This is a genomic window from Holophagaceae bacterium, assembly GCA_016720465.1.
Classification (GTDB): domain Bacteria; phylum Acidobacteriota; class Holophagae; order Holophagales; family Holophagaceae; genus JANXPB01.
The window spans coordinates 526,903-547,411 of the sequence record JADKKO010000004.1 but is presented as its reverse complement, the minus strand read 5'-3'; the positions used below and the strand labels follow the sequence as shown (position 1 = coordinate 547,411).

Annotated in this window: 21 protein-coding genes and 1 pseudogene; 6 read left to right on the top strand and 16 right to left on the bottom strand. The window is 60.6% G+C overall.

Annotated elements, in window-relative coordinates; translation table 11 throughout:
* Positions 1-3: 3 nt before the first annotated feature.
* Genes IPQ13_09805 through IPQ13_09795 form a run of 3 tightly spaced genes read left to right on the top strand, consistent with a single transcriptional unit; the run spans position 4 to position 2,415 of the window.
* Positions 4-1,098, top strand: a complete 1,095-nt coding sequence (locus IPQ13_09805; GenBank protein ID MBL0211188.1) for a histidine kinase — start codon at positions 4-6, stop codon at positions 1,096-1,098.
* Positions 1,095-1,832 (top strand): response regulator transcription factor, encoded by a 738-nt coding sequence (locus IPQ13_09800; protein MBL0211187.1) that lies wholly within the window; start codon positions 1,095-1,097, stop codon positions 1,830-1,832. The genes IPQ13_09805 and IPQ13_09800 overlap by 4 nt, the downstream gene beginning before the upstream one ends.
* A gap of 52 nt (positions 1,833-1,884) precedes the next feature.
* Positions 1,885-2,415, top strand: coding sequence for an AAA family ATPase (locus tag IPQ13_09795; GenBank protein MBL0211186.1), 531 nt, complete (start codon positions 1,885-1,887; stop codon positions 2,413-2,415).
* 49 nt (positions 2,416-2,464) lie between these two features.
* On the opposite strand, the gene IPQ13_09790 is transcribed toward IPQ13_09795, so the two are convergent.
* The 4 genes from IPQ13_09790 to IPQ13_09775 form a co-directional block, all read right to left on the bottom strand.
* Entirely contained in the window at positions 2,465-3,553 is a 1,089-nt protein-coding gene (locus tag IPQ13_09790) for a serine hydrolase (protein ID MBL0211185.1), read from the bottom strand.
* A gap of 220 nt (positions 3,554-3,773) precedes the next feature.
* Positions 3,774-4,250: a DinB family protein gene (locus tag IPQ13_09785; GenBank protein MBL0211184.1), complete on the bottom strand. Its 477-nt coding sequence runs from the start codon at positions 4,248-4,250 to the stop codon at positions 3,774-3,776.
* Between the two features lie 128 nt (positions 4,251-4,378).
* The gene (locus tag IPQ13_09780; protein ID MBL0211183.1) at positions 4,379-4,963 is read right to left on the bottom strand and encodes a hypothetical protein; all 585 of its coding nucleotides are present in this window, start codon (positions 4,961-4,963) and stop codon (positions 4,379-4,381) included.
* An 88-nt stretch (positions 4,964-5,051) separates the two neighbouring features.
* Positions 5,052-5,378 carry a DUF4342 domain-containing protein gene (locus IPQ13_09775; protein ID MBL0211182.1) on the bottom strand — a complete coding sequence of 109 codons (327 nt, stop codon included), beginning with the start codon at positions 5,376-5,378 and terminating at the stop codon, positions 5,052-5,054.
* A 116-nt stretch (positions 5,379-5,494) separates the two neighbouring features.
* On the opposite strand from IPQ13_09775, the gene IPQ13_09770 reads away from it, so the two are divergent.
* Positions 5,495-6,556 (top strand): alpha/beta hydrolase, encoded by a 1,062-nt coding sequence (locus tag IPQ13_09770; GenBank protein ID MBL0211181.1) that lies wholly within the window; start codon positions 5,495-5,497, stop codon positions 6,554-6,556.
* A 102-nt stretch (positions 6,557-6,658) separates the two neighbouring features.
* Here IPQ13_09770 and IPQ13_09765 read toward each other — a convergent pair whose 3' ends face one another.
* The 12 genes and pseudogenes from IPQ13_09765 to modA form a co-directional block, all read right to left on the bottom strand.
* Positions 6,659-7,225, bottom strand: coding sequence for a hypothetical protein (locus tag IPQ13_09765; GenBank protein MBL0211180.1), 567 nt, complete (start codon positions 7,223-7,225; stop codon positions 6,659-6,661).
* A gap of 187 nt (positions 7,226-7,412) precedes the next feature.
* A pseudogene (locus IPQ13_09760) lies at positions 7,413-8,479 on the bottom strand (IS3 family transposase).
* Between the two features lie 45 nt (positions 8,480-8,524).
* Positions 8,525-9,625 carry an AAA family ATPase gene (locus IPQ13_09755; protein ID MBL0211179.1) on the bottom strand — a complete coding sequence of 367 codons (1,101 nt, stop codon included), beginning with the start codon at positions 9,623-9,625 and terminating at the stop codon, positions 8,525-8,527.
* Positions 9,626-9,742: 117 nt separating this feature from the next.
* Positions 9,743-10,120, bottom strand: coding sequence for a membrane protein insertion efficiency factor YidD (gene yidD, locus IPQ13_09750; GenBank protein MBL0211178.1), 378 nt, complete (start codon positions 10,118-10,120; stop codon positions 9,743-9,745).
* A gap of 596 nt (positions 10,121-10,716) precedes the next feature.
* Positions 10,717-11,859, bottom strand: a complete 1,143-nt coding sequence (locus IPQ13_09745; protein MBL0211177.1) for an epoxide hydrolase — start codon at positions 11,857-11,859, stop codon at positions 10,717-10,719.
* 195 nt (positions 11,860-12,054) lie between these two features.
* Entirely contained in the window at positions 12,055-12,702 is a 648-nt protein-coding gene (locus IPQ13_09740; GenBank protein MBL0211176.1) for a dihydrofolate reductase family protein, read from the bottom strand.
* A 166-nt stretch (positions 12,703-12,868) separates the two neighbouring features.
* Positions 12,869-13,297, bottom strand: coding sequence for a DUF1801 domain-containing protein (locus tag IPQ13_09735; GenBank protein MBL0211175.1), 429 nt, complete (start codon positions 13,295-13,297; stop codon positions 12,869-12,871).
* Positions 13,298-13,365: 68 nt separating this feature from the next.
* A complete protein-coding gene (locus IPQ13_09730; GenBank protein MBL0211174.1) occupies positions 13,366-13,527 on the bottom strand; it encodes a TOBE domain-containing protein in 162 nt (53 codons plus the stop codon).
* 33 nt (positions 13,528-13,560) lie between these two features.
* Complete coding sequence (locus IPQ13_09725) at positions 13,561-13,833, bottom strand: hypothetical protein (GenBank protein MBL0211173.1); 273 nt, start codon at positions 13,831-13,833, stop codon at positions 13,561-13,563.
* 356 nt (positions 13,834-14,189) lie between these two features.
* A complete protein-coding gene (locus tag IPQ13_09720) occupies positions 14,190-15,284 on the bottom strand; it encodes an ABC transporter ATP-binding protein (protein ID MBL0211172.1) in 1,095 nt (364 codons plus the stop codon).
* Positions 15,281-15,943, bottom strand: coding sequence for a molybdate ABC transporter permease subunit (gene modB / locus IPQ13_09715; GenBank protein ID MBL0211171.1), 663 nt, complete (start codon positions 15,941-15,943; stop codon positions 15,281-15,283). Before modB ends, IPQ13_09720 begins: the two co-directional genes overlap by 4 nt.
* On the bottom strand, positions 15,943-16,722 hold the full coding sequence (gene modA / locus IPQ13_09710; protein MBL0211170.1) for a molybdate ABC transporter substrate-binding protein: 780 nt from the start codon (positions 16,720-16,722) through the stop codon (positions 15,943-15,945). Before modA ends, modB begins: the two co-directional genes overlap by 1 nt.
* A gap of 422 nt (positions 16,723-17,144) precedes the next feature.
* Between modA and IPQ13_09705 the strand changes: the two genes are divergently transcribed.
* Both IPQ13_09705 and IPQ13_09700 read left to right on the top strand, forming a co-directional pair.
* The gene (locus tag IPQ13_09705) at positions 17,145-19,373 is read left to right on the top strand and encodes a response regulator (GenBank protein ID MBL0211169.1); all 2,229 of its coding nucleotides are present in this window, start codon (positions 17,145-17,147) and stop codon (positions 19,371-19,373) included.
* Positions 19,357-20,490: a hybrid sensor histidine kinase/response regulator gene (locus IPQ13_09700; GenBank protein ID MBL0211168.1), complete on the top strand. Its 1,134-nt coding sequence runs from the start codon at positions 19,357-19,359 to the stop codon at positions 20,488-20,490. The genes IPQ13_09705 and IPQ13_09700 overlap by 17 nt, the downstream gene beginning before the upstream one ends.
* Positions 20,491-20,509: the final 19 nt, after the last annotated feature.

The following is a 20,509-nucleotide window of genomic DNA, read 5'->3' as shown; positions in this document are numbered from 1 at the left end:
TCCGTGCAGCGCAGCGCTCTCCTCCGTCTCACCGGGGGCCGCTTCCGGCCCCAGCGGTGGGGCGTGCTGCTGCTGTTCCTGGGCCTGCTGCTGCTGCTGCGGGTCGTGCTGGGCGCGCCCTTCATCGGCTTCCAGCCCCAGATTTTCGTGCTGGCTTCCTTGCTGCTGGCAGGCTACTACGCGCTGGCGCCGCTGCCCTGGCTCTGGACCGGCGACGGCCGCATCCGTCCGGCCTTCGCCCGGGGCGCGTTGCAGTCGCTGGTGTGGAATGTCTTCTGGCTCGGCGCGGTGGCGCTGCTCATGCACGGGCTCCGGAATGTCCTCAACTCCGCGCAGCCCGCGCCGATGGTCGCGCTCATCCGCCCGGCCTTCCTGCACATCCCGCGCGAGCTGCTGCTGGTGGGCGTGAACCTGCCCTTCGCGTTCATGGTGGGCTGGCTCATCGCCGAAGGGGACGCCGCGGACCGGGAGCGGGCTGACGCCGAAGCCACGCGGCAATCGCTCCTGGAAGAAACCCGCGCCGCCCAGGCCCGCGCGCTCCAGGCGCAACTGGATCCCCACGTGCTGCACAACGCCCTGAGCGCGTTGGCGGAGCTGGTGCGGGAGGATCCCGTGCGCGCGGAAGAAGCCCTGGTGGGCCTTTCGGATCTCTACCGGCGCCTCACCCGCTACGGCCAGCAGCCGCGGGTCCGCCTGGGCGAGGAGCGCATCCTGCTGCAAGACCTCCTGGCGCTGGAGGATCTGCGCCTGGGCCCGCGGTTGAAGGTGGTCTGGAATTGGCCCCTGGACCTGGATGATCTCGAACTGCCGCCCCTGCTAGTGCAGCCACTCGTTGAAAACGCGGTGAAGCACGGCATCGCGCCCCTGGCCGAAGGCGGAGAACTTCGGTTGGAGGCCGCGCGCGAGGCTGCGGGCGCGCTCCGCATCACCATCGCCAACACCGGGCTTCCCTTCGACGCTTCCGCCCTGGACGGCACGGGCCTCGCCAACCTGAAAGCGAGGCTGGTCCTGCTGGATCCGGCGGCATCGCTCATCTTCCGCAGCGAAAACGGCTGGACCTACGCCGAGCTGCGCCTGCCTCTGGGAGCCCACCCATGACGCCGTTTCGCGTGGCGGTGGCCGAGGACGAGCCGCTCAATCAGCGACGCCTCGTGCGCCTCTTGGAAGAGGCCGGATGCGAAGTGGCGGCCGCCTTCGGCGACGGCGCTTCGCTGCTGGAGTGGCTGGCGGACGGGCCGTCCCTGGACGCGCTCTTCCTGGACATCCGCATGCCCGGCGCCAGCGGACTCGAGGTGGCTTCGCGCATTGGGCCCGGCCTGCCGGTGGTCTTCGTCACCGCCCACGGCGAGCACGCGGTGGAGGCCTTCGAGGAGGCCGCCGTGGACTACCTGCTGAAGCCCGCCACGTCCGCCCGCATCGCCAAGTGCCTGGACCGCCTCCGTTCCCGCAAGGCCCTGGACCCGCCACCGGCCTCCGCTCCGAAGGGCACGCGCTACCCCGTGAAGGCTGGCGGCGGCGTTGTCTTCCTGGATCTGGCGCGCACCACCCACTTCGAGGTGGTGGACGAAGTGGTGTTCGCCTTCGCCGCGTCGCCTGGGGCGAGCGCCCAGCGCTTCGAGACCACCTGGAAAAGCCTCGGCGAAGTGGAGCAGGCCTTCGCGGGTTGCGGTCTCCTGCGCCTGCACCGCCATCTCCTGGTGCGCCCCGAAGCCGTGCTGGGCCTCCGCGCCGCCACCAATGGGCGGATGCTCGTGACCCTGCCCGGCGGCGTGGAGCTGGAATCCAGCCGCGGCGCCACGCCCAAACTCAAGGCGCGGCTGGGGCTGGGGTGAGCGTCGTTCATACTTGAACGCGGCTCCGCATCGGCCCATCTCGGACGCTTCCATGAAGAAAATCGTCATCCTCGTCGGCCCCAAGGGCGCGGGCAAATCCACCATCGGCCAGCTCCTCGCCACGGAGCTTGGACTGCACTTCCTCCGGGTCGAGCCGCTCTTCCTGCGGGTGCGGGCCGAGCTCGGCGCCTCCCACCCCGACTTCGAGCCGCGGGGCCTGGCTTCCGTGCTGGCGAGTGTGAAGGAGGCCCTGTCGCTTCACGAGGCCGTGTGCATCGAATCCACCGGTGCCTCGACCCATCTCCCCGGGTTCCTCGACGAGGCTTCCGGCCTGGGACAGGTCCTCCTCGTCCGCGTCCTGGCGCGGCCAGACCAGTGCCTTGAGCGCATCCGCACCCGGGACACGTCCATCCACATCCCGGTCTCCGACGACCAGATCCAGCGGATCAATGCCCTCGCGGCCCAGGTCGACCTGCCCTGGGCGGCGCAGCTCGACAACCGCGGCGCCTTCGATCCACCCGGCATCTGCCGCACGATCTCTGCCCTGCTCGCGGATCGCCAGGCACCGTCAAGTCCGGTTTGAACGCTGGATCGGGGCGCAGAGGATTTCACGCCAGCCCCCTTAAAATCGTTCACGGCTGCAGCGTGGCCACAATGTCCTTGAAGAGCGCGTTCACGCGAGGCGCGGCTTGCGGATCGCCATAGGCGCCGGCGGTGATCACGACCGTCAGATCCAGCTCCGGCACCACGAACAGGCGCTGGCCGCCATTGCCGAAGGCGGCGCTCCAGGCGAGGCTCCGGCCTTGCCATGCCACGTTGCCCAGCCACCACTGGTAGCCGTAGTGAAAATCGGCGATGCCCGTGCTGATTCGCGGTTGCAGCGAGGCTGCGATCCACTCCGCCGGAACGATCTGCCGTCCTCGCCAGCGTCCATGATCCAGCACCAGGCGGCCGAGCTTGGCCATATCGCGCGGGCGCATGCGCAGCCCGGTGAACGCCATGGGTCGGCCGTGCAGATCCGCCACCCATTCCCAATCGCTGATGCCCAGCGGCTCGAACAGGAATTGGCGCGCGAATTCTTTCAAGGGAGTTTTGGTGGCCCGGGCCAGGATGTCCGCCAGAACCGCCGTGCCGCCGCTGTTGTAATTCCACACGCTGCCGGGCGGGGCCGCGATGGGACGGCCGAGCACATAGCGGGTGGGCGACCATTTCCAGTACAGGCGATGCTCGCAATCGGGGCCATTGCCGCCCTCGCTCCAGTCGAGCCCGCTGCTCATGGTCAGCAGGTGCTCCAGGGTTATGGCCTTGCGTTCGGGTGCCGCCAGATCCGCGTATTCCGGATAGTAGGCCAGCGCCGGGGCCGCCAGCTCGCCGAGCTTGCCCTGTTGCTTGGCGATACCCAGAAGCAGGCTGACGACGCTTTTCCCCACGGAGCGCGTGTCGTGCAACGTGGTTGGCCCAAACTCCCGGTTGCGGGCGATGGGGGAGTAGACCGACCGGTCCTTGCCCCGGCGGTATAACTCCGCGACCAGGCGGCCGTGGCGTTCGATGATCACGCCATGCAGGTTGTTCTCGGCGTTCATCCGGCTCGCGAGCAGCGCGCGCAATTTCGCCGCGTCAAAACCGGATTTCGACAGCTCCGCGCTTTCCCACCCATCGCCGATGATGACTGGCGCCGCATAGTCCGCTCCGGGCGTCTGGCCAAGCAGAGGAAGCACCATCAGGGGCAAGACGAGCAGCCACGACGAAAGCGCGAGGGCGGCCCGTGTGACAACGCTGCTTCGTGGCTTCACCAATGTCTCCCGGATGTGTTGCAGTTCGCACCTTGGACCCAACGAGGAAGGTCAACCAGCCCGGTCTTGATCCAAATCACGACAGTGTGGCGGAAGATACGCCCAGTTACGCCCGGGTTGGACAACGGGTTAGGCGGCTCGCCCAGCCTTATTTCCAGGCGCCCAGGAGACGGCGCAGGATGATGAGCTGGCCCACATGGAACGCGTTGTGATCCGCCACCAGCAGGAATTCGCGGAGGTAGGTCTGGCCCTCGCCGTGCGGGATCTTGGCGAAGAGGTCGAGGGCCGGATCGGCCAGCAGTTTTTCGAGGCTCCGGCGGTCGGCCCGCACTGCGGCGATGCTCTGCTGCCAGGCCTTGGGCGTGGGCGGTACGGGCGACTTGGGCCAGTAGGCTTCGGGCCACTTCGGGGCGCGATAGGCGGGATCCACGCAGAAATCTAGGATGTCCCGCTGCCCCAGCCGCAGATGTTCCAGCAGTTGCCACGCCGAATAGGGCAGCCCCTGCGGCTGCACGCCCCGCAGGCGCGGAGGCAGGCCCTTCACCGCCGTATCGAAATCCACGTGGGCATCCTGCCAGTTGAGCAGCGCTGCAAGGTGTTTCCGGAGGTTGTCGGGGGTGGTCATCAACTTATTCGCTCCATGTGTGATGTGGCTTCAATGGACTGGTGTGAAGAAGGAGCCCCCTTCTGAAAACCTGCTGAAAATGGTTAAACAGCCCAACGCATACGAGGTTGCTTGAACAGGGCTAGACATTAATTCAGCGACATAGGAGGAGGTGTTTCCTTGTAGTAAACAACCTCAGCTTCACTAATGCGCTGACTAGCTTCTTCTGACGTAAGAACCCCCTCGTCAACAAGCCAATGAAATTTATTGATTTCGTTTTGCAGCGAGGTATCGTGATCAATTTCGCCGTAATGTGATAATAAATATTGTTTTTTGCGTTTAAATATTTCATTAATTATTTGATCGTGTTTTTTCCCATCTTGAATTATAAAAACACTACCGCTTTCAGCTTTATAAACCGTGTAGGAAACTTTCGTTAGTCGAGATAAAACAATGCAAGCAAGTCCAATCATGAGCCAAAAACCTGTACCCCTAATTGTATTATTAGCATATAAAGAATAACCAATTTGAATGATTCCGAGCGCACACCATAAATATCCAACATTCTTCAACCATTGATTTTGTTCGATTGCTATCGAGTGCTTTTTGGGGAACTCAGAGTATGGAATATCAGCATCACCAGACCCCGTTTTATCGAGATAGTGAAAATTTATTGTGTCTTGGCCAAAGGTAAATGTATGTCTGTTGGACATCTTCTTCTGCTCAATTTTCAACATGGATCCTTCCTCTGGAATTTCCGGGACGAGGGACTATCGAGGAAGGTTAACAGACCTAACATCAACGGCCTTGCGGGAATCGCGATCACTCCTCCACTTTTTCCACAACGATGACCATTCGGGTGGCCACCGCGGCGAGCGCGCCCACGGCGGCGAAGATGGGCAACAGGGCTACGCCGACGAGGCCCCAGGTCAGGGGAATCTCCATGTACACCTTGCCTTCCTCGTTTTTCAGGATGATGCGGCGCACGTTCCCGGCATGGATGAGCTCTTTCACCTTCTCCAGGACTTTGCCGCCTTCGAGCTTGAATTCTTCAGTGCGTGGGGGTTTGAGGTCGTTCACGGGATCCCTCCGGGATGAAAACGGGCCATGCCATGGGTATCCGCAGGTAACGCACGGCGGTTTATGCATGGCATGACGCAACACTTCTCCCGTTGCGGTGGTTCGGGGCGGGTGCGCTAAACCGACCGAAGCCAGAAATGTAAATACCTCAGTATCCGTTTTTATATTCATCGAAAGGTTTGATCATGCGTTCACCGGAACCCCCCTCCACCCCGGTCGCGCGGCCCCAATCCGGATGGCTGCGGCGATGGACCCGGCGAACTTTTATTGGAGTGATCGGCCTGTTCGTCACGTTGATCGCCGTCGGTGCGGCGTATCAGGCATTGGGCCAACGTCGCGACGCCCACGATTACCCGGCGCCCGGAAAACTCGTGGATGTGGGCGGATATAAGTTGCACCTACACAGTTCCGGTGCCGGTGCGATTCCGGTGGTGCTGGTGGCTGCGAACGGCGGCGGGGTGCTGGATTGGTACAAGGTCCAGCCGGAGTTGGCGAAATTCACGCAGGTGGTCAGCTACGATCGCGCGGGCATGGGCTGGAGCGAAGCCAGCCCCGAGCCCCACAGCAGCGCGCAGATTGTCCAGGAGTTGCACACCCTGCTGGGCAAGGCTGGCGTTAAGGCGCCGTACGTGCTGGTGGGGCACTCCCTGGGCGGGCTCCACGCGCAGCTTTACGCCATGCGGTACCCGGACGAGGTGGCGGGCCTGGTGCTGGTGGATTCTTCCCACGCAGACATGGCCAGCCGCAAGGAATTTGTTCCGAAAGCCTTTACCATGTCCACCCTCGTCCGGGTGGTGGGATCGCTGGGCGTAGTCCGGCTCCTTAACGGTCTGAATGATCGGGCCAATCTTCGCAATGCCAGCGAGGCGGGCCCCGGCTTTGTGCCCGAAATCGAGCAGGAAAGCTCGAGGATCTATTCCCACACGGGAACCCTGGTCGCCATGGCGAAGGAGTTCGCCTCCTTGCCGGTCAGCGCCGCCCAAGTTCGCGCCGCAAACCTGCACCTGGGCGACAAGCCGCTGGTTGTCTTGACCCGCAGCGGGGAGCCGAATCCCACCCCGGAACGCAGGGCCATGGAAACCACCTGGATGGCGTGGCAAGCGGATCTGGCCAGCCGATCACACAACGTGAAGCACATGATCGCCGAACACTCTGGCCATTTCATCCACCAGGATCAGCCGGACCTGGTGGTGACGGCCATCCAGCAGACGGTGCTGGCGGCGCGCGACAAGACCAAGCTCTCGTGACGGTGGGGGCCCGGAAGGTGCCGGCACCTAAAAGGGAAAAACGTTAATGCTGAGACCTAACGTTGAATTTAGTAGGTTGTCCGCTGCAATGCCTTTTTGGGCTTAAACTTTTGGGACCTTGTTGCTGTTAAAACATTCAGGCAGCGCGGGAGCTCCTTCATTTATTATGCGGCCTCGGTGAACTCTTTCTACAAATTCACGAAGTTCAGTAAGCCGCTCATCATTCAATGAAATAGAAGAAAGTAGTTTAGTTACAAACTTTGGTCCATGCGAACCAATTTCTGGACAAAAATTTTCAATCTCTCCGACAGGAACTAAGTATATTCCTAAATTTTCTAATGCCGTTCTTAGTAAACTAAAATCGCGCTGTGCATCCCCTTTAGGTATCGCCCTCACACCGTATTGTTTAACCTCACACCATGGTTTGCCTTGCTTCATTAGTTCAATAATATCTCCTTTAGGAAGGTCGTCATCATTTGAGCTGCCAAGCACAGAAATAATCTCAGCCTTGATCTGTGGAATGGTCTTCGGTTTATTGCCGCCTCTTACTGCCGCATCAACCCGTGTCCACATAGGATCAATATCGGTCCAACTCCCGCCGAATGCTTCCACTGAAGACTGAACCAGTGACCGTTCAGAAAGGAAATCAATGTCAAAAACGGCTTTCACTGGAACACCAATCTGGCGCAGTACTTTAGCAATTTTTGGAATTCCGTGTTTGCCACCAGTTGGGACATAAGCGGTATTGACGTCTCCCCTAGCTCAGGGCCACTGATAGTGGGAGTTCAGGGTTGAAAAGGATCTCGCTGGGATTTGCGGAGGGAGCCGTAGGCGACCGGAGCGAATCCCAGCGGCGCGCGGCTTCGGCAGGGGTAAGTCCGCCGAGGGGGCCGTGGGGTCTGAGGTGATTGTAGTCGTGTCGCCAGGCCTCGGTGATGCGGCGGGTTTCCTGGAGGCTTTGAAACCAATGTTCGTTCAGGCACTCGTCGCGGAACCGCCCGTTGAAGCTTTCGCAGGTGCCGTTCTGCATTGGCTTTCCCGGCTGGATGAAGTGGTGTCGGATCTTCCTCTGGTAGCACCATTGGTCGAGCACCCGGCTGACAAACTCGGGTCCGTTGTCCGTGACCATCACCTCTGGCTTTCCCCGCTCGTGGATGATTTGATCCAGGACCCGAGCCACTCGCAGGCTCGGCAGGCTGGTATCCACTTCGATGGCCAGGCACTCGCGGGTGAATGTGTCGATGACATTCAGCGTCCTCAACACCCGGCCATCCGCCAGGGCGTCGGAGGTGAAGTCCATGGCCCATTGCTCATTCGGCCTGGACGGGTGCTGCAGTTCCTTCCTTGGGCATCCTTTCAGCCGCTTTCGAATCCGTTTCCTCACCGAGAGTCCTTCTTCCCTGTAGAGGCGGTACGTCCGTTTGTGGTTCACCAGAAACCCCTCCCGCCGGAGCAGCAGGTGCAGCCGTTCGCAGCCGAACCGCTTCCGCTCCGCCGCCAGTTCCAGTAGCCGCTGGCGCAGCTCGGGCCAGTCCCTCCGTCGGGACCGGTACTGATAGCTGGATCGCCCCATCTGAATTACCCGGCAGGCCCGGCGCTCGCTCATCTGAAGATCCGTCCGTAAATACTGAACGGCCTTCCTGCGATCCCCGGGCCTCAGAATTTTTTTATGAGCAGGTGCCTCAACCCCTGATTGTCGAGCGTCAGCTCCCCAACCAGTTGCTTCAACTTCCGGTTCTCATCCTCAAGAACCTTCAGCTTCTTTGCATCGGCTACGTCCATGCCGCCGTACTTGGCCTTCCACCGATAGAAGGTCTGTTCGCTCACGCCAAGCTTCCGGCAGATCTCTGCCGTCGTCCTCCCAGCCTCATGCTGCTTCAAAGCCAGGATGATCTGCTCCTCGCTGTATCTACTCGTTCTCAAAGGGTCCTCCAAAGGGGGAGGACTCACATTATCCTTGGCCCAGTTCTATGGGGAGACGTCAGTATCTTGCCACTGATCATCTGAATTAATTGCCAAATGATCTGCTATGGAATTAATTAACCTACAATCACTGTCATCTTCACAAATAATGGTTTGTTCGTGGAATATTCCTTCCAACGCGTTCGAATAACGTAAGTCAGGTTTTTCCCAAAGTTCTTTCACAATTTCAGCAGAGGCCTCTGAAACAATATTTTTATCGTGTTGTCTTTGAATCCTAAGAATTCGAACATTTCCACGTGTTCCCTCTAGAAAACCACGAAGAATATCACTGCTATGTGTAGCAACAATCAGTTGTCCTCTTACCTCAGATGATAGTGTCTCGCCCAATTTTCGCATTTGCGGCGGATGCAGGAAGGCTTCAGGCTCATCAATCAATGTGATATCAAGATCAGTGACAATTGCCTCGAAAAGGATACCTGCATAACTTTTTATCCCGTCACCTTGTTTATCTAGAAGCGGGTTAAATCGAACTGCTTGGACATATGAGTCGCCAACCCGATCAACTGCTCCTTCAATCCTTGGGAGGTCACCGACATGAATTGGAAGGCGATTTCCTCCTCGAAAATCAAACATTAGATCCCTTCCAAAAGCACGCCTAAAAAGGCAACTTATTTTTTTCATCAACACTTCGTCATCGTAGAGAATATGTTGAGGCGTTGATTTTTGATCACCAGGTGAAATACTGAGCTGCTGATTGCAAATGGTCAGACGATCATTCGCATTGATATTTTTAATAAATCCTGCAGCAAGCCCATGTACGAGATATTCTTTGCCCCAAAATAGAGTATGCTGTTCTGGTAATTGCCAGTTCTTGTATCGATAATTAGTCATTACATATTCTGCATTTTCTTCGAGAAACTGCTTGAGGTCATCAGAGGTACCTACTTTTTCGATTTCAATATCTGTTACTACTGTCGTTCGTTCTTTTTTCCCGCTTTGACAAATGGTCAATATTTCGCGTAGTGACTGGGATTTTCCGCTATTATTTGGTCCCACGAGGATAATTTTTTCGTTTGCATTTAACTTAAAGCTATCTCCACTGGAAAAAATTAGTTTAGATATTGAGACTGCGGGTTTTATGGTCAAGATTAATTACTCCTTTACATAGCAATTAAATGAAATGTTTTTTTCTTTCAAATTATACGCGAAATCCTTTTGATGCCTAACGAATAAAGCTGACCGGCCCGAACGTGAGCCGTCTGTTTACAACATGACGGAAGATACCAACGATTGGTTCGGGTTGCATGAGAGGTTAGGCAATTGCGTATTGAGATGTTTTTCAATATCCTCGCAATAGCCTAGAACATCACTGGTTGTGCATTCTGAAGCCTCGGACATAGTAATCACCGTTCCGTCAACTAGTCGAATATGCATTGAACCATTGACCATACAGAATTCATACCCTGGGCGGCAAGATCGGAAGCGTTGCCGAAGCGCCCTGAGGCCAGTTAGAAGGCCAAAACTATTGGTCAAGCGAAAGACATATCGTGAACAGCTCTCGCTATAAACACACGTACGGCGCTTCTTTTCTGGCCATATTAGCCAGTAAATTCTGATGGCGCCGATTAAGAGGAACTTCATCTACGGAACACAATCATGGAGACTGAAACAGTTCGTGAAGGCGAGGCGCCAAACCCGAAACACCCGCTACTGCCTGCGATGTTCGTCTCGACGCTTTCGAGTCGAACGTATTCCCATCGTTCTTCCGCATGCTGAGTTATCAGTGACTGAAGCTGGGCGGCTGCTTTGCCAGCGCCGTCATTCTGTGTGATTGAAGCTGCGAACGGTACGACTCTGTATTCCATGGTTGATTCTCCTGTTGTTACCTAACATTGAAAGTGAATAAGAGCAACCGAGAGCCGAATATCTTCAGCATGACGGGATGGAAATCTCCTCATGAAACACCGTCTTGGAGCAGGCGACGACAGAATTTCCCGAACGGTGGTTTCTGAGGGGTGGACGGTTGTAGCCGCCCAGCCCCTTACCAATCCAATAAGCATGTAAGCGGGGCCTAACCTAGAACTATGCGCTTGGCTTCTGAATATCCACCTACATCACCGGAATAAGATGTATCGCCGTGGCCTTGATCATGGCGAGGGCGGAGTCGCCTTCTTGTAGGGCCAGATCCTCGCAGGCCTTGGTCGCGACAGGGGCTTCCAGGGTCTCCGCGCGCGAAATCAGATCTCCGCAAAGAAGGCTGCGATGTCGCGGGCAAGGCGCTCGGGCTCTTCGGCGGCAGCGAAATGCCCGCCGCTCGGCATGGAGGTCCACCGGCGAACGTCGTACAGTCGCTCCGCCCATTCCCGCGGCGGGCTTCCCTCGGACACATGGTTGTTGTCGAAGTTGGCAAAGCCCGCGGGTACCTGCACACGATCGCCAGATTGAATGTCCGCGCCAAACCACCGGTTGTCGAAGTAGTCACGCATCGAGGGGGTGATGGTCTCCGTGACCCAGTAGAGCGTGAGCATCGTGAGGAGAAAATCCTGTGAAAAGTGCCTATCGAGGTCGCCGCCGGAGTCGCTCCATGCGCGCCACTTTTCAAGAATCCAAGCCGCGAGCCCGGCAGGTGAATCGTTCAGCGCATAGCCGAGTGTTTGGGGCCGCGTCGACTGGATGGCGGAATAGCCCCGCTCGACCTCATCCCATTGGCGCACGTGGGCAACGTAATTGCTTTCGGCTTCGGTCAATGGCCGCGTCCCTTCGCCTGTTGGCGGCCAGAGTTCCATCGTGGTCAGATGGATGCCGATCATGGGCGCCGGATTCTCGATGGCCATGTAGGTGGCGACTCCCGCACCGAAATCTCCGCCTCCGGCCCCATATCGCGCATAGCCGAGTCCGTGCATGAGCTCATGCCACAGCCTGGCAACGGTGCCGTAATTTGCCTGGGCCGGCCGTTCCGAGAAGCCGTACCCCGGCAGCGAGGGAATGACGAGGTCGAAGGCCGGACCGTCGATGCCGTGGGCTTTCGGGTCGGTCAAGAGGGGCACCAGCGGCAGGAGTTCGAGAAAGGAGCTGGGCCATCCATGGGTCAGGATCAAAGGGATGCCATTCCCCTCCCGTGCCCGTTCGTGGACGAAGTGAATGTGGATCCCGCCAAGCTCAGCGCGAAAGTGCTTGAACGAGTTCAGCCGACGCTCCTGCGCCCGCCAATCGAAACCGTCGGCCCAGTAGCCAAGCAGGCGCTTCAGGTACGCGAGGTCGGTCCCCTGCGCCCACGCAGCGCCGGGCGCCTGACCAGGCCAGCGCGTGTGTTGAATGCGCGTCCTGAGGTCGGATAGAACCTCATCTGGAACACGGATCGTAAAAGGAGTGATCTGCATCGGCTTGTTCTGCTTACTCATGAAATCGGCTGTGTTCCTGTTGCTACGTGGGCGCTGCGCTGGACATGATCGGCCGAAGACCGCCCGCCTGACGAACAACGTTAACCGGCCCAATCGAGAGCCGAAGGTTGAAAGCATGAAGGCAGTCGCACACGGTTGGGCCCGGGTTGAACGAGTGGTTAGGCGCCACCGTGATCACTGCCGGGTAAGAACCACATGGGTGGCGAGTGGCGAGCTTTCGTGGCGGGTACAGGCGTAGCCCAAGGCAGGAAGGTTGGTTCCTTCAAAGAGTCTTTCACCAGCGCCAAGCAGGACAGGCGCAATGGCGATGTGCAACTCGTCGATCAGGCGCTGGCGAAGATACTGTTGAATGACGTTCACGCCGCCGCCAAGACGGACATCCTTGCCTTGGGCAGCTTCGCGAGCCTGCGCCAGGGCGGCGGCAATGCCTTCCGTAACGAAGTGGAAGGTCGTTCCCCCTTCCATGACCAGCGGTGCGCGTGGGTGGTTGGTCAGCACGAACACCGGGACGTGATAGACCGGGTTCTCGCCCCACCAGCCCCGCCAGCTCTCATCAGGCCAAGGCCCGCGAACCGGCCCGAACATGTTCCTGCCGAGAATCCAAGCCCCGATGTTCTGAAAGCCTCGAGCGGCAAAGTCTTCATCAATGCCCGTTCCTCCGCCATCGCTACCGAACAAGTTCTTCTGAAATGTTCGTGTGGAGAGGGCCCAGCCATGAAGCGAGGTGCCGCCCACGCCGAGTGGGTTGTTGATGTCTTGGTCTGGGCCAGCGCCGAACCCGTCGAGTGAGATGGTGAAACTTTCTACACGAAGCTTGGACATGGCGATTCTCCTGGCTACGAGCGAAAACCAAAGGTGGATTGTGGCGTCAAACGAATGAAGCTAACCGGACCATCCGCGGCTGAAGCGATTGGCAGAGAGCGGGAGAAGGGGTTGCCCGGACGCAAGGACCTGGCCGCTTGCGGCTGGATCCGAGGCGAGCGGAGGGTTAGGCGCGGGTTCGTTCCATACCATCTTGGATCGCACCCTTTAGAATTTCCAAGTCAATATCCTTGAGCGCCTTGAACTTGATGCAGTACCCCGTGATGCTAGCCTTTCCGATCGCGTGCGCGTACTTTTCTTGCAAATACTTCTTGTCGTCAATCCCCATGACGTAGACCGACAGACCCGCTGAGTTCGCGCTAATACCTGTTTGATAAAATTCTTTGATTTTCCCATCAGCGTATTTTTTGCTCAGCGTGCCATAACCTATGCTTGGGTTGGACACGACCTTGCCGCTTTCGTCTTTGCCGTCGAGAAACCAGAGTTTGCAACCTGGATTCATCTCCAGAATGGCGCCATGGATCCTCCGCATGTCGGACTGCTTAGGCTCTGGTATCGATTCGAGATAGCGATTGATCTGATTATCTAGTGCCATCGTACGCCTCCGGGGAGATTGGTCACGCGCCTAGCCCAGAATTATGCGCTCGGCATCTGAACATCGGCCTACATCACCGGGATGAGATGGATCGCCGTGGCCTTGATCATGGCGAGGACGGAGTCGCCTTCTTTCAAGGCCAAATCCTCGCAGGCCCAGGTGGTGACGAGGGCTTCGAGGGGGAAGCCGCAGTCCAGGTGCAGGCGCACCAGCGGGCCCTTGGGCTCCAGGCCGGTAGATCGTCACGAGGCGGCTTTGTCGGTTCACTTTTTAGCCCATTCGATCAGAGCAAGCTGAGCGGCCTGGTTGACCGAAATCCCAGCAGCTTTCGCCTTGCTGGTGAGGGACTGCCAAACACTGTCCTGCACCCTTAGAGAGTGCGGTTGGGTGGGTTCGATGGAAACACCCTTGGGTGGGCGGCCAGGCCGGGTGAGGCGGCCCATAACTTGAGGGCCGTAGTTCTTTTCAGCCCAGGCGGATTCTTTCTCGAAATTGGCTTCGAGGTCGGCCGGTGTGGGGCGTTTTCGCGTGGTCATGGGGTCCTCCTTTGGCGAATGCGAATGGGAAAGGCTGTTATCGGATAAGGCCCATCATCTGTTTCAGCGAAAATGACTCGGATCAAGCGGTCTGAGGAAGTCGTGCCCTCACCCACAAATCGATAAGGTTTGTCGCTTGCACTGGTGGCCCAATCCTGGGCATCAAAAGCGGATTCGACCTCATCCGAAGACAGGCCGTGGGCTTGAATCTTCTCCAGGTTGCGTTGTCCCCAGACAAGCCGCATGAAGCCCTCCGACAATTAATGTATCACAATTACAATAGTACGCAAGAAGCCTGAGAAATTATTCCTTCGGGCGCCTAGCCCCGAAGCTGCTTTCATTGGCAGGAAATCGGCCTACATCACCGGAATCAAATGGATCGCCGTGGCCTTGATCATGGCGAGGACGGTGTCGCCTTCTTTCAGGGCCAGATCTTCGCAGGCCCAGGTGGTGACGAGAGCTTCCAGGGGGAAGCCGCAATCCAGGTGCAGGCGCACCAGGGGGCCCTTGGGTTCCATGCCGGTGATGGTCGCGCGGAGGCGGTTGCGGGGGGAGGAATCCGCGTGGATATCCCGCTCCACGGCGACGCCTTCGCCACGGATGCAGGCGTGGACCCATTCCCCGAGGGGATAGCCGGAGGGATCCGGCGCCAGCAGCTCCGCGGTGCCCGCCAGCAGGCGCACCAGGCCGCCTTCGCGGCCCAGCACCCGCGCCTTCACCACGGTGCCGATGCCCAGGGCTTCGGCCAGGGCGGGTGTGCGCGGCCGCGTGAAGACGTCCGCGGGCGGGCCCTCCTGCTGAATCTCGCCATCCTGCATCATCAGCATCTGATCCCCCAGGAGGATGGCTTCGTCCCGGTCGTGGGTCACCAGCAGCACGGGGATCGCCATCTCGCGGAACACGCGGCGCAGATCGTTCCGCAGGGCCTCCCGCGCCGGGCGGTCCAGGGCCGAGAGGGGTTCGTCCAGCAGCACCAGGCGCGGCCGCCGGATGAGCGCGCGGCCCAGGGCCACCCGCTGCCGCTGGCCGCCGGAGAGCTCGCCGGGCCGGCGGTGTTCCAGCCCGCCGAGGCCCAGCAGCTCCACCATGGCCTGCACGCGGAGGGCGCGCTCCAGGCGCGAGATGCCCGCCAGCGGATAGGCCAGATTGCCTTCGGCGCTCAGGTGGGGAAACAGCGCGCCGTCCTGGAATACGAACCCCAAAGCGCGCTTCTGCGGTGGCAAATGCAGGCCGGAGGTTGCATCGCACCAGGCATCGCCATCCATGCGGATGTACCCTTTGTCGGGCCGCTCCAGACCCGCGAGGCAGCGCAGCAGCGTGGTCTTGCCCGAACCCGAAGGCCCGAACAGCACCGTGACCTTGGGTTCATCCATAGACAGCGTGAAGGCCGCCTTGATCACCGGGCCATTCGCGAAGCTGCGCTCGAAGGCGCAGTCCAAGATTCGGCTCATGGGAAGAGCCTGACTTTGCGCAGGCTGTAGGTCAGCACCAGCACCACGAACGAGATGCCCAGCAGCAGGCCCGAGGTGCGCATGGCCGCGGTGTAATCCAGGGATTGCACCTGGTCGTAGATGGCGATGGAGACGGTGCGCGTGGCGCCCGGAATGTTGCCGCCCACCATCAGCACCACGCCGAATTCGCCCAAGGTATGCGCGAAGCTGAGCACCAGGCCCGTCAGCACGCCCGCCCAGGAGAGCGGCAGCACCAGCCGGAAGAAGGTCTTCATTTTTCCCGCGCCGGAACAGGCGGAGGCTTCCAGGATGCGGGAGTCCACCGACGCGAAGGCCGCGCTGAAGGGCTGCACCGCGAAGGGCAGGCTGTAGAGCACCGACGCCACCAGCAATCCCGAAAACGTGAAGGGCAGGCGATGGCCGAAGATCCGCTCGCAGAGCGCACCTAGAGGGCTCGATGGCCCCAGCGCGATGAGCACGTAGAAGCCCAGCACCGTCGGCGGCAGCACCAGCGGTAACGCCACGATGGCTTCGATCACGGGCTTCCATCTTCGCTTGGAAAACGCCAACCAATACGCCATCGGCATCCCGAGGACCACCAGCACCAGCATGGTGGCGAGGGAGAGCTTCAGGCTGAGGGCGAGGGCTTGCCAATCCATCATTGGCCCCCGGCACTGAAGCCGTACTTCTTCATGATCGCGGTGCCTTGGGGGCTCATCAGGAATTCCCTGAAGGCCCGCGCATAGGCCGGGTCTTCGGCCCAGGCCAGGATCACGCCGCCCTGTTCGATGGTGGGGTGGTCTTCGGCGGGAACCAGCCACCAGCGGCCCTGGTCCTTCATGGGTCCCGCGATCACCAGCGACAGGGCGATGAAGCCGATGTCCGCGGCGCCGGACTGGACGAACTGCGCGGTTTGCGAAATGTTCTCGCCCAGCACCAGCTTGCCTCGAAGTCCATCCAACAGTCCCGCCTTCTTCAGTGCCGCTTCCGCCGCGCGGCCATAGGGCGCGTGCTTGGGATTGGCCAGGGCGATCTTCTTCGCAGATGGTTGCGACAGGGCCGCGAAACCAAGGCTCTCCACGGCGATGGGCGAAGCCTTGGGCACCCAAAGCACCACGCGGCCGATGCCGTAGACGAAGAGCGAATCCCTCACGCCCAGGCCCCGTTCCACCAGGTCCTTGGGGTAGTTGACGTCTGCCGACAGGAAGAGATCGAAGGGCGCCTTGTTCATCAATTGGGAGTGAAAATTCCCGGAGGATCCATAGGTGATGGCGACCTTGCCGGGGTGCTCCCGCTGGAAGGTCGTGCTGACTTCCTCCAAGGCCCAGCGCAGGTCCGAGGCCGCGGCGATGCGGAGGCCTTGGGCATGAAGCGGAAAGCCAAGACCAACAAATAAGGCGACGAGCCCAAGAGCGAGAGAACGGAGACGGTTGCGCACGATTCTAGAATTCTGCTCGATCCGGCTCGAACAGGCGAATATCTGGTTTCTCGGTAGCCAATGATGCGTGCACACCCCGGCTTTAATCTGTTGGCATTTAAAAGCCTGGAACCACAGATGAACACGGATTAACACGGATTCGGCATGGGCCAGCTTCGCGGATGAAATTCAGGTGGCCCTCGCCTGGGTCCCGCGCCGGCCCGCTGACGCTGAGCGCCCCGCGAAGCGATTCCTGGACGGGATCAACAAGATTGCGACATTCCATCTTGATCATATGAATTCTCATCTGTGTTAATCCGTGTTTATCCGTGGTTTCTTGATTTTTTTTAAACGCAACCTGGCAGTGGAAACTGCGGCACATCCAAATCCCCTTGCCTTTCACACGTTCGAGGCCTAGAAAGGGTTACCACCTTCGAGACCTCATGGGTTCCTTCCTCAGCCGACTGCGCATTTCCACCAAGCTTTCGCTGGCCTTCGGCTTGGGGGCGGCCTTGCTGGCCTGCGTGAGCCTCTGGCAGGTGAATGCCGTCCGCGAAGATGGGCAGGAGATCATCCAGCTTTTCGAGAACCGGATGGTGCCCATCCGGCAGTTGAAGCTGGTCTCGGATGCCTACGTGCTGGACATCGCCAACACCGCGCGGCTGGTGCGCGGCGGGGCGCTGCCACCGGAACAGGGCCTCCAGAAAGTCCGGCAGGCCAGAGCCAACATCAAACGGGACTGGGCCGCCTACCACTCCAGCTTCCAGGTGGCCGAACAAGAGGCCCGGGTGCAGGAGACGGAGCGGCTCATGGCCCAGGCGGAGCCGCTGCTCGACTACCTGGAGGTGCTCTTCTACTCCGAGGATCTGCCGCGCCTGGACCGTTTCCTGGACCAGAGCCTGGTGCCCGTGCGGGATTCCATCGTCGAGCAGCTCAACCAGCTCTCCCGCCAGCAGGAGATGGCGGGCCGGGACCAGGTCCAAGCCTCGACCCAGCGCGTGAAGCGGGCCCAGGCCGTGGCCATCTCCATCATCCTGGCGGGCTTCCTGCTGGCCCTGATCCTGGGCCGCCTCATCGCCAAGGACCTGGGCTGGAAGATCAATCAGATCGTGGCGGGCATGCGCGCCGCCGCCGACGGCGACCTGAAGCACATCGTGATGCTGGAGGGCCGGGACGAATTCGCCGACATGGCATCGGAGCTGAACCGCGGCATCGATCGATTGCGCCAGGCCATGTTGGCTCTCGCCAAGGACGCCCGGATGCTCCGGGAATCCGAGGCCAAGGCCCAGGCCGCCAACCGGGCCAAGAGCGCCTTCCTGTCGAACATGAGCCACGAGCTGCGCACGCCCCTGAACGCCATCATCGGCTATGCCCAGCTCATGCACCGCAACCCCGACCGCACCACCAAGGACCAGGACCAGCTCCGCCACATCCTGCATGCGGGGGAGCACCTGCTCTCGCTCATCAACGACGTGCTCTCCATCTCCAAGATCGAGTCCGGCGGCCTGGCCCTGCGGCCCGCGCCCTTCTCCACCGCCCAGTTCTTCCATGCGCTGAGGGCCCTGTTCGAACTGCGGGCCAGCGGCAAGGGCATCGGCTTCGAATTGGATGTGGAGCCCGGCTTCCCGGACTACCTGGTGGGGGACGAGGGCAAGCTGCGGCAGGTGCTGGTGAACCTCATCGGCAACGCCGTCAAGTTCACGGATTCGGGTTTCGTGGCCCTGCGCGCCGCCTACCACGCGGGCCTGGCCACCTTCGAGGTGCGGGACACAGGGCCGGGCATCTCCGAAGCGGATCTGAAGCGGCTCTTCGAGCAATTCTTCCAGGCGGAGACCAACCAGCGGGCCGCCGAGGGCACGGGCCTGGGCCTGCACATTTCCCGGGCCCTGGTCCGGCTCATGGGCGGCGATCTGACGGCCGAAAGCCGCCTGGACGTCGGCAGCACCTTTTCCTTCCAGGTGGCCCTGCCGGAAGCGGAACAGGCCATGGAGCTGGAGGGCAAGGGCGAGGTGCTGGGCATGGAGCCGGGCCAGAAGCCCTTCGTACTGCTGGTGGTGGACGACCGCGAGGAGAACCGCGATTTGCTGACCCAGCTCTTCGGATCCGTGGGCTTCGCGGTCCATACCGCCAATGAAGGCCGGCAGGCCCTGGAGGTCTTCGCGCAGCAGCGCCCCGATTTCGTCTGGATGGACCTGAGGATGCCTGGGATGGACGGCTTCGAGGCCATCGCGAGGCTGAGGGAGTTGGAGGCTTCCCAAGGCCTGGCCCGCACGCCCGTGATCGCCATTTCGGCCTCGGTGTTCGATCTAGACAAGGCCTCGGTGCAGCAGCACGGGTTCGATGATTTCCTCGGCAAGCCCTTCCGGGAATCGGCCCTTTTCGAGATGCTCACCACCTACCTGGGCGTGCGGTTCCTCCGCCGGGCGGAGAGCCCCACCCCGTCTGCTTCCGCGGGCCCGCCGCTCGAGGGGCTGGCACGGCTTGAGCCGGAGTGGCGCGCCGCCTTCCGCGAGGCCGTGGCCTCCGGCGACACGCCCGAGGCCCTGGTCCTGGCGGAACGAGTGGAGGACGCGGCCTTGGCCCAGCAGCTCCGGCAGATGATCAAGGCCTACCGGCTTGAAGAACTGCTCTCTGCGTTAGACCTGGAGTCCCCCGATGCTAGTGCCCCTTAGCGACATCCTCATCGTGGACGACAGTCCGGCGAACCTCGACCTGCTGGCGGGGCTGCTGCGGGAGCACAAGTTCCGTGTGCGCGCGGTGCCTTCGGGCCGCATGGCCCTGGACGCTGCGCGGCGCAGCCCGCCGGAGCTGGTGATGATGGACATCACCATGCCCGGCATGAGCGGCTACGAGGCCTGCGCCGCCATGCAGCAGGATCCAGCGCTGGCCGACATCCCGGTCATCTTCATCAGCGCCCTGGACGATCCCCTCGACAAGGTGAAGGCCTTCCAGGTCGGCGGCCGGGATTACGTGTCCAAGCCCTTCCACGCCGAAGAAGTCATCGCCCGGGTGAACCACCAGGTCCGCATGGTGCGCCTGGAAAAAGCCCTGAAGGTGCAGAACGAGAACCTGCAAGATGCGAACCTCAAACTGCGCGAGATGAACATGCTCAAGGCCAATTTCACGGCAATGCTGGTGCACGACATCCGCTCGCCCATGACCGTGGTGGGCATCGCGCTGGGGGCCGCCAAGGACGACGCCTCGCTGTTCACCGCCATCCATCCCCAGGCCACCACCGCCTTCGCGAAGATCCAGACGCTGCTCGGGGAAATGCTGGAGGTCTACCGCAGCGAAAGCGGCCAGATGCCCTTCGAGTTCACGACCTTCGCGGCCATGCCCTGGCTCGACCAGCTCGCATCTTCCCACCGCCCCCTGGCGGTGGACGCGGGCCTGGCCTTCCAGGTCCAGATCGCCTTGGACCTCCCCGACATCACCGGCGACGCGACCAAACTGGAGCGGGCGCTCACCAACCTGCTCACCAATGCCTTCAAGTTCACCCCCAGGGGCGGCGCCGTGAGGCTGGAGGCCACCGTGGACCACGGGGCCGGCGTGGAGGCAGGGCTGCGCTGGCTGCGCGTCACCATCACGGACACCGGCCGCGGCATCCCGGCCGAAGAGCTGCCCTTCGTGTTCGATCCCTTCCGCCAGATCCGCGCCCAGGATTCCAAGGAGGGCGTGGGCCTCGGGCTCGCCATCGTGCAGCGCATCGTGGCCGGCCACAAGGGCCGCATCAGCGTCAACAGCCAGGTGGGCTTCGGCACCACCTTCACGCTGAAACTGCCCTGCTAGTGCACGACGCCCCCGGATC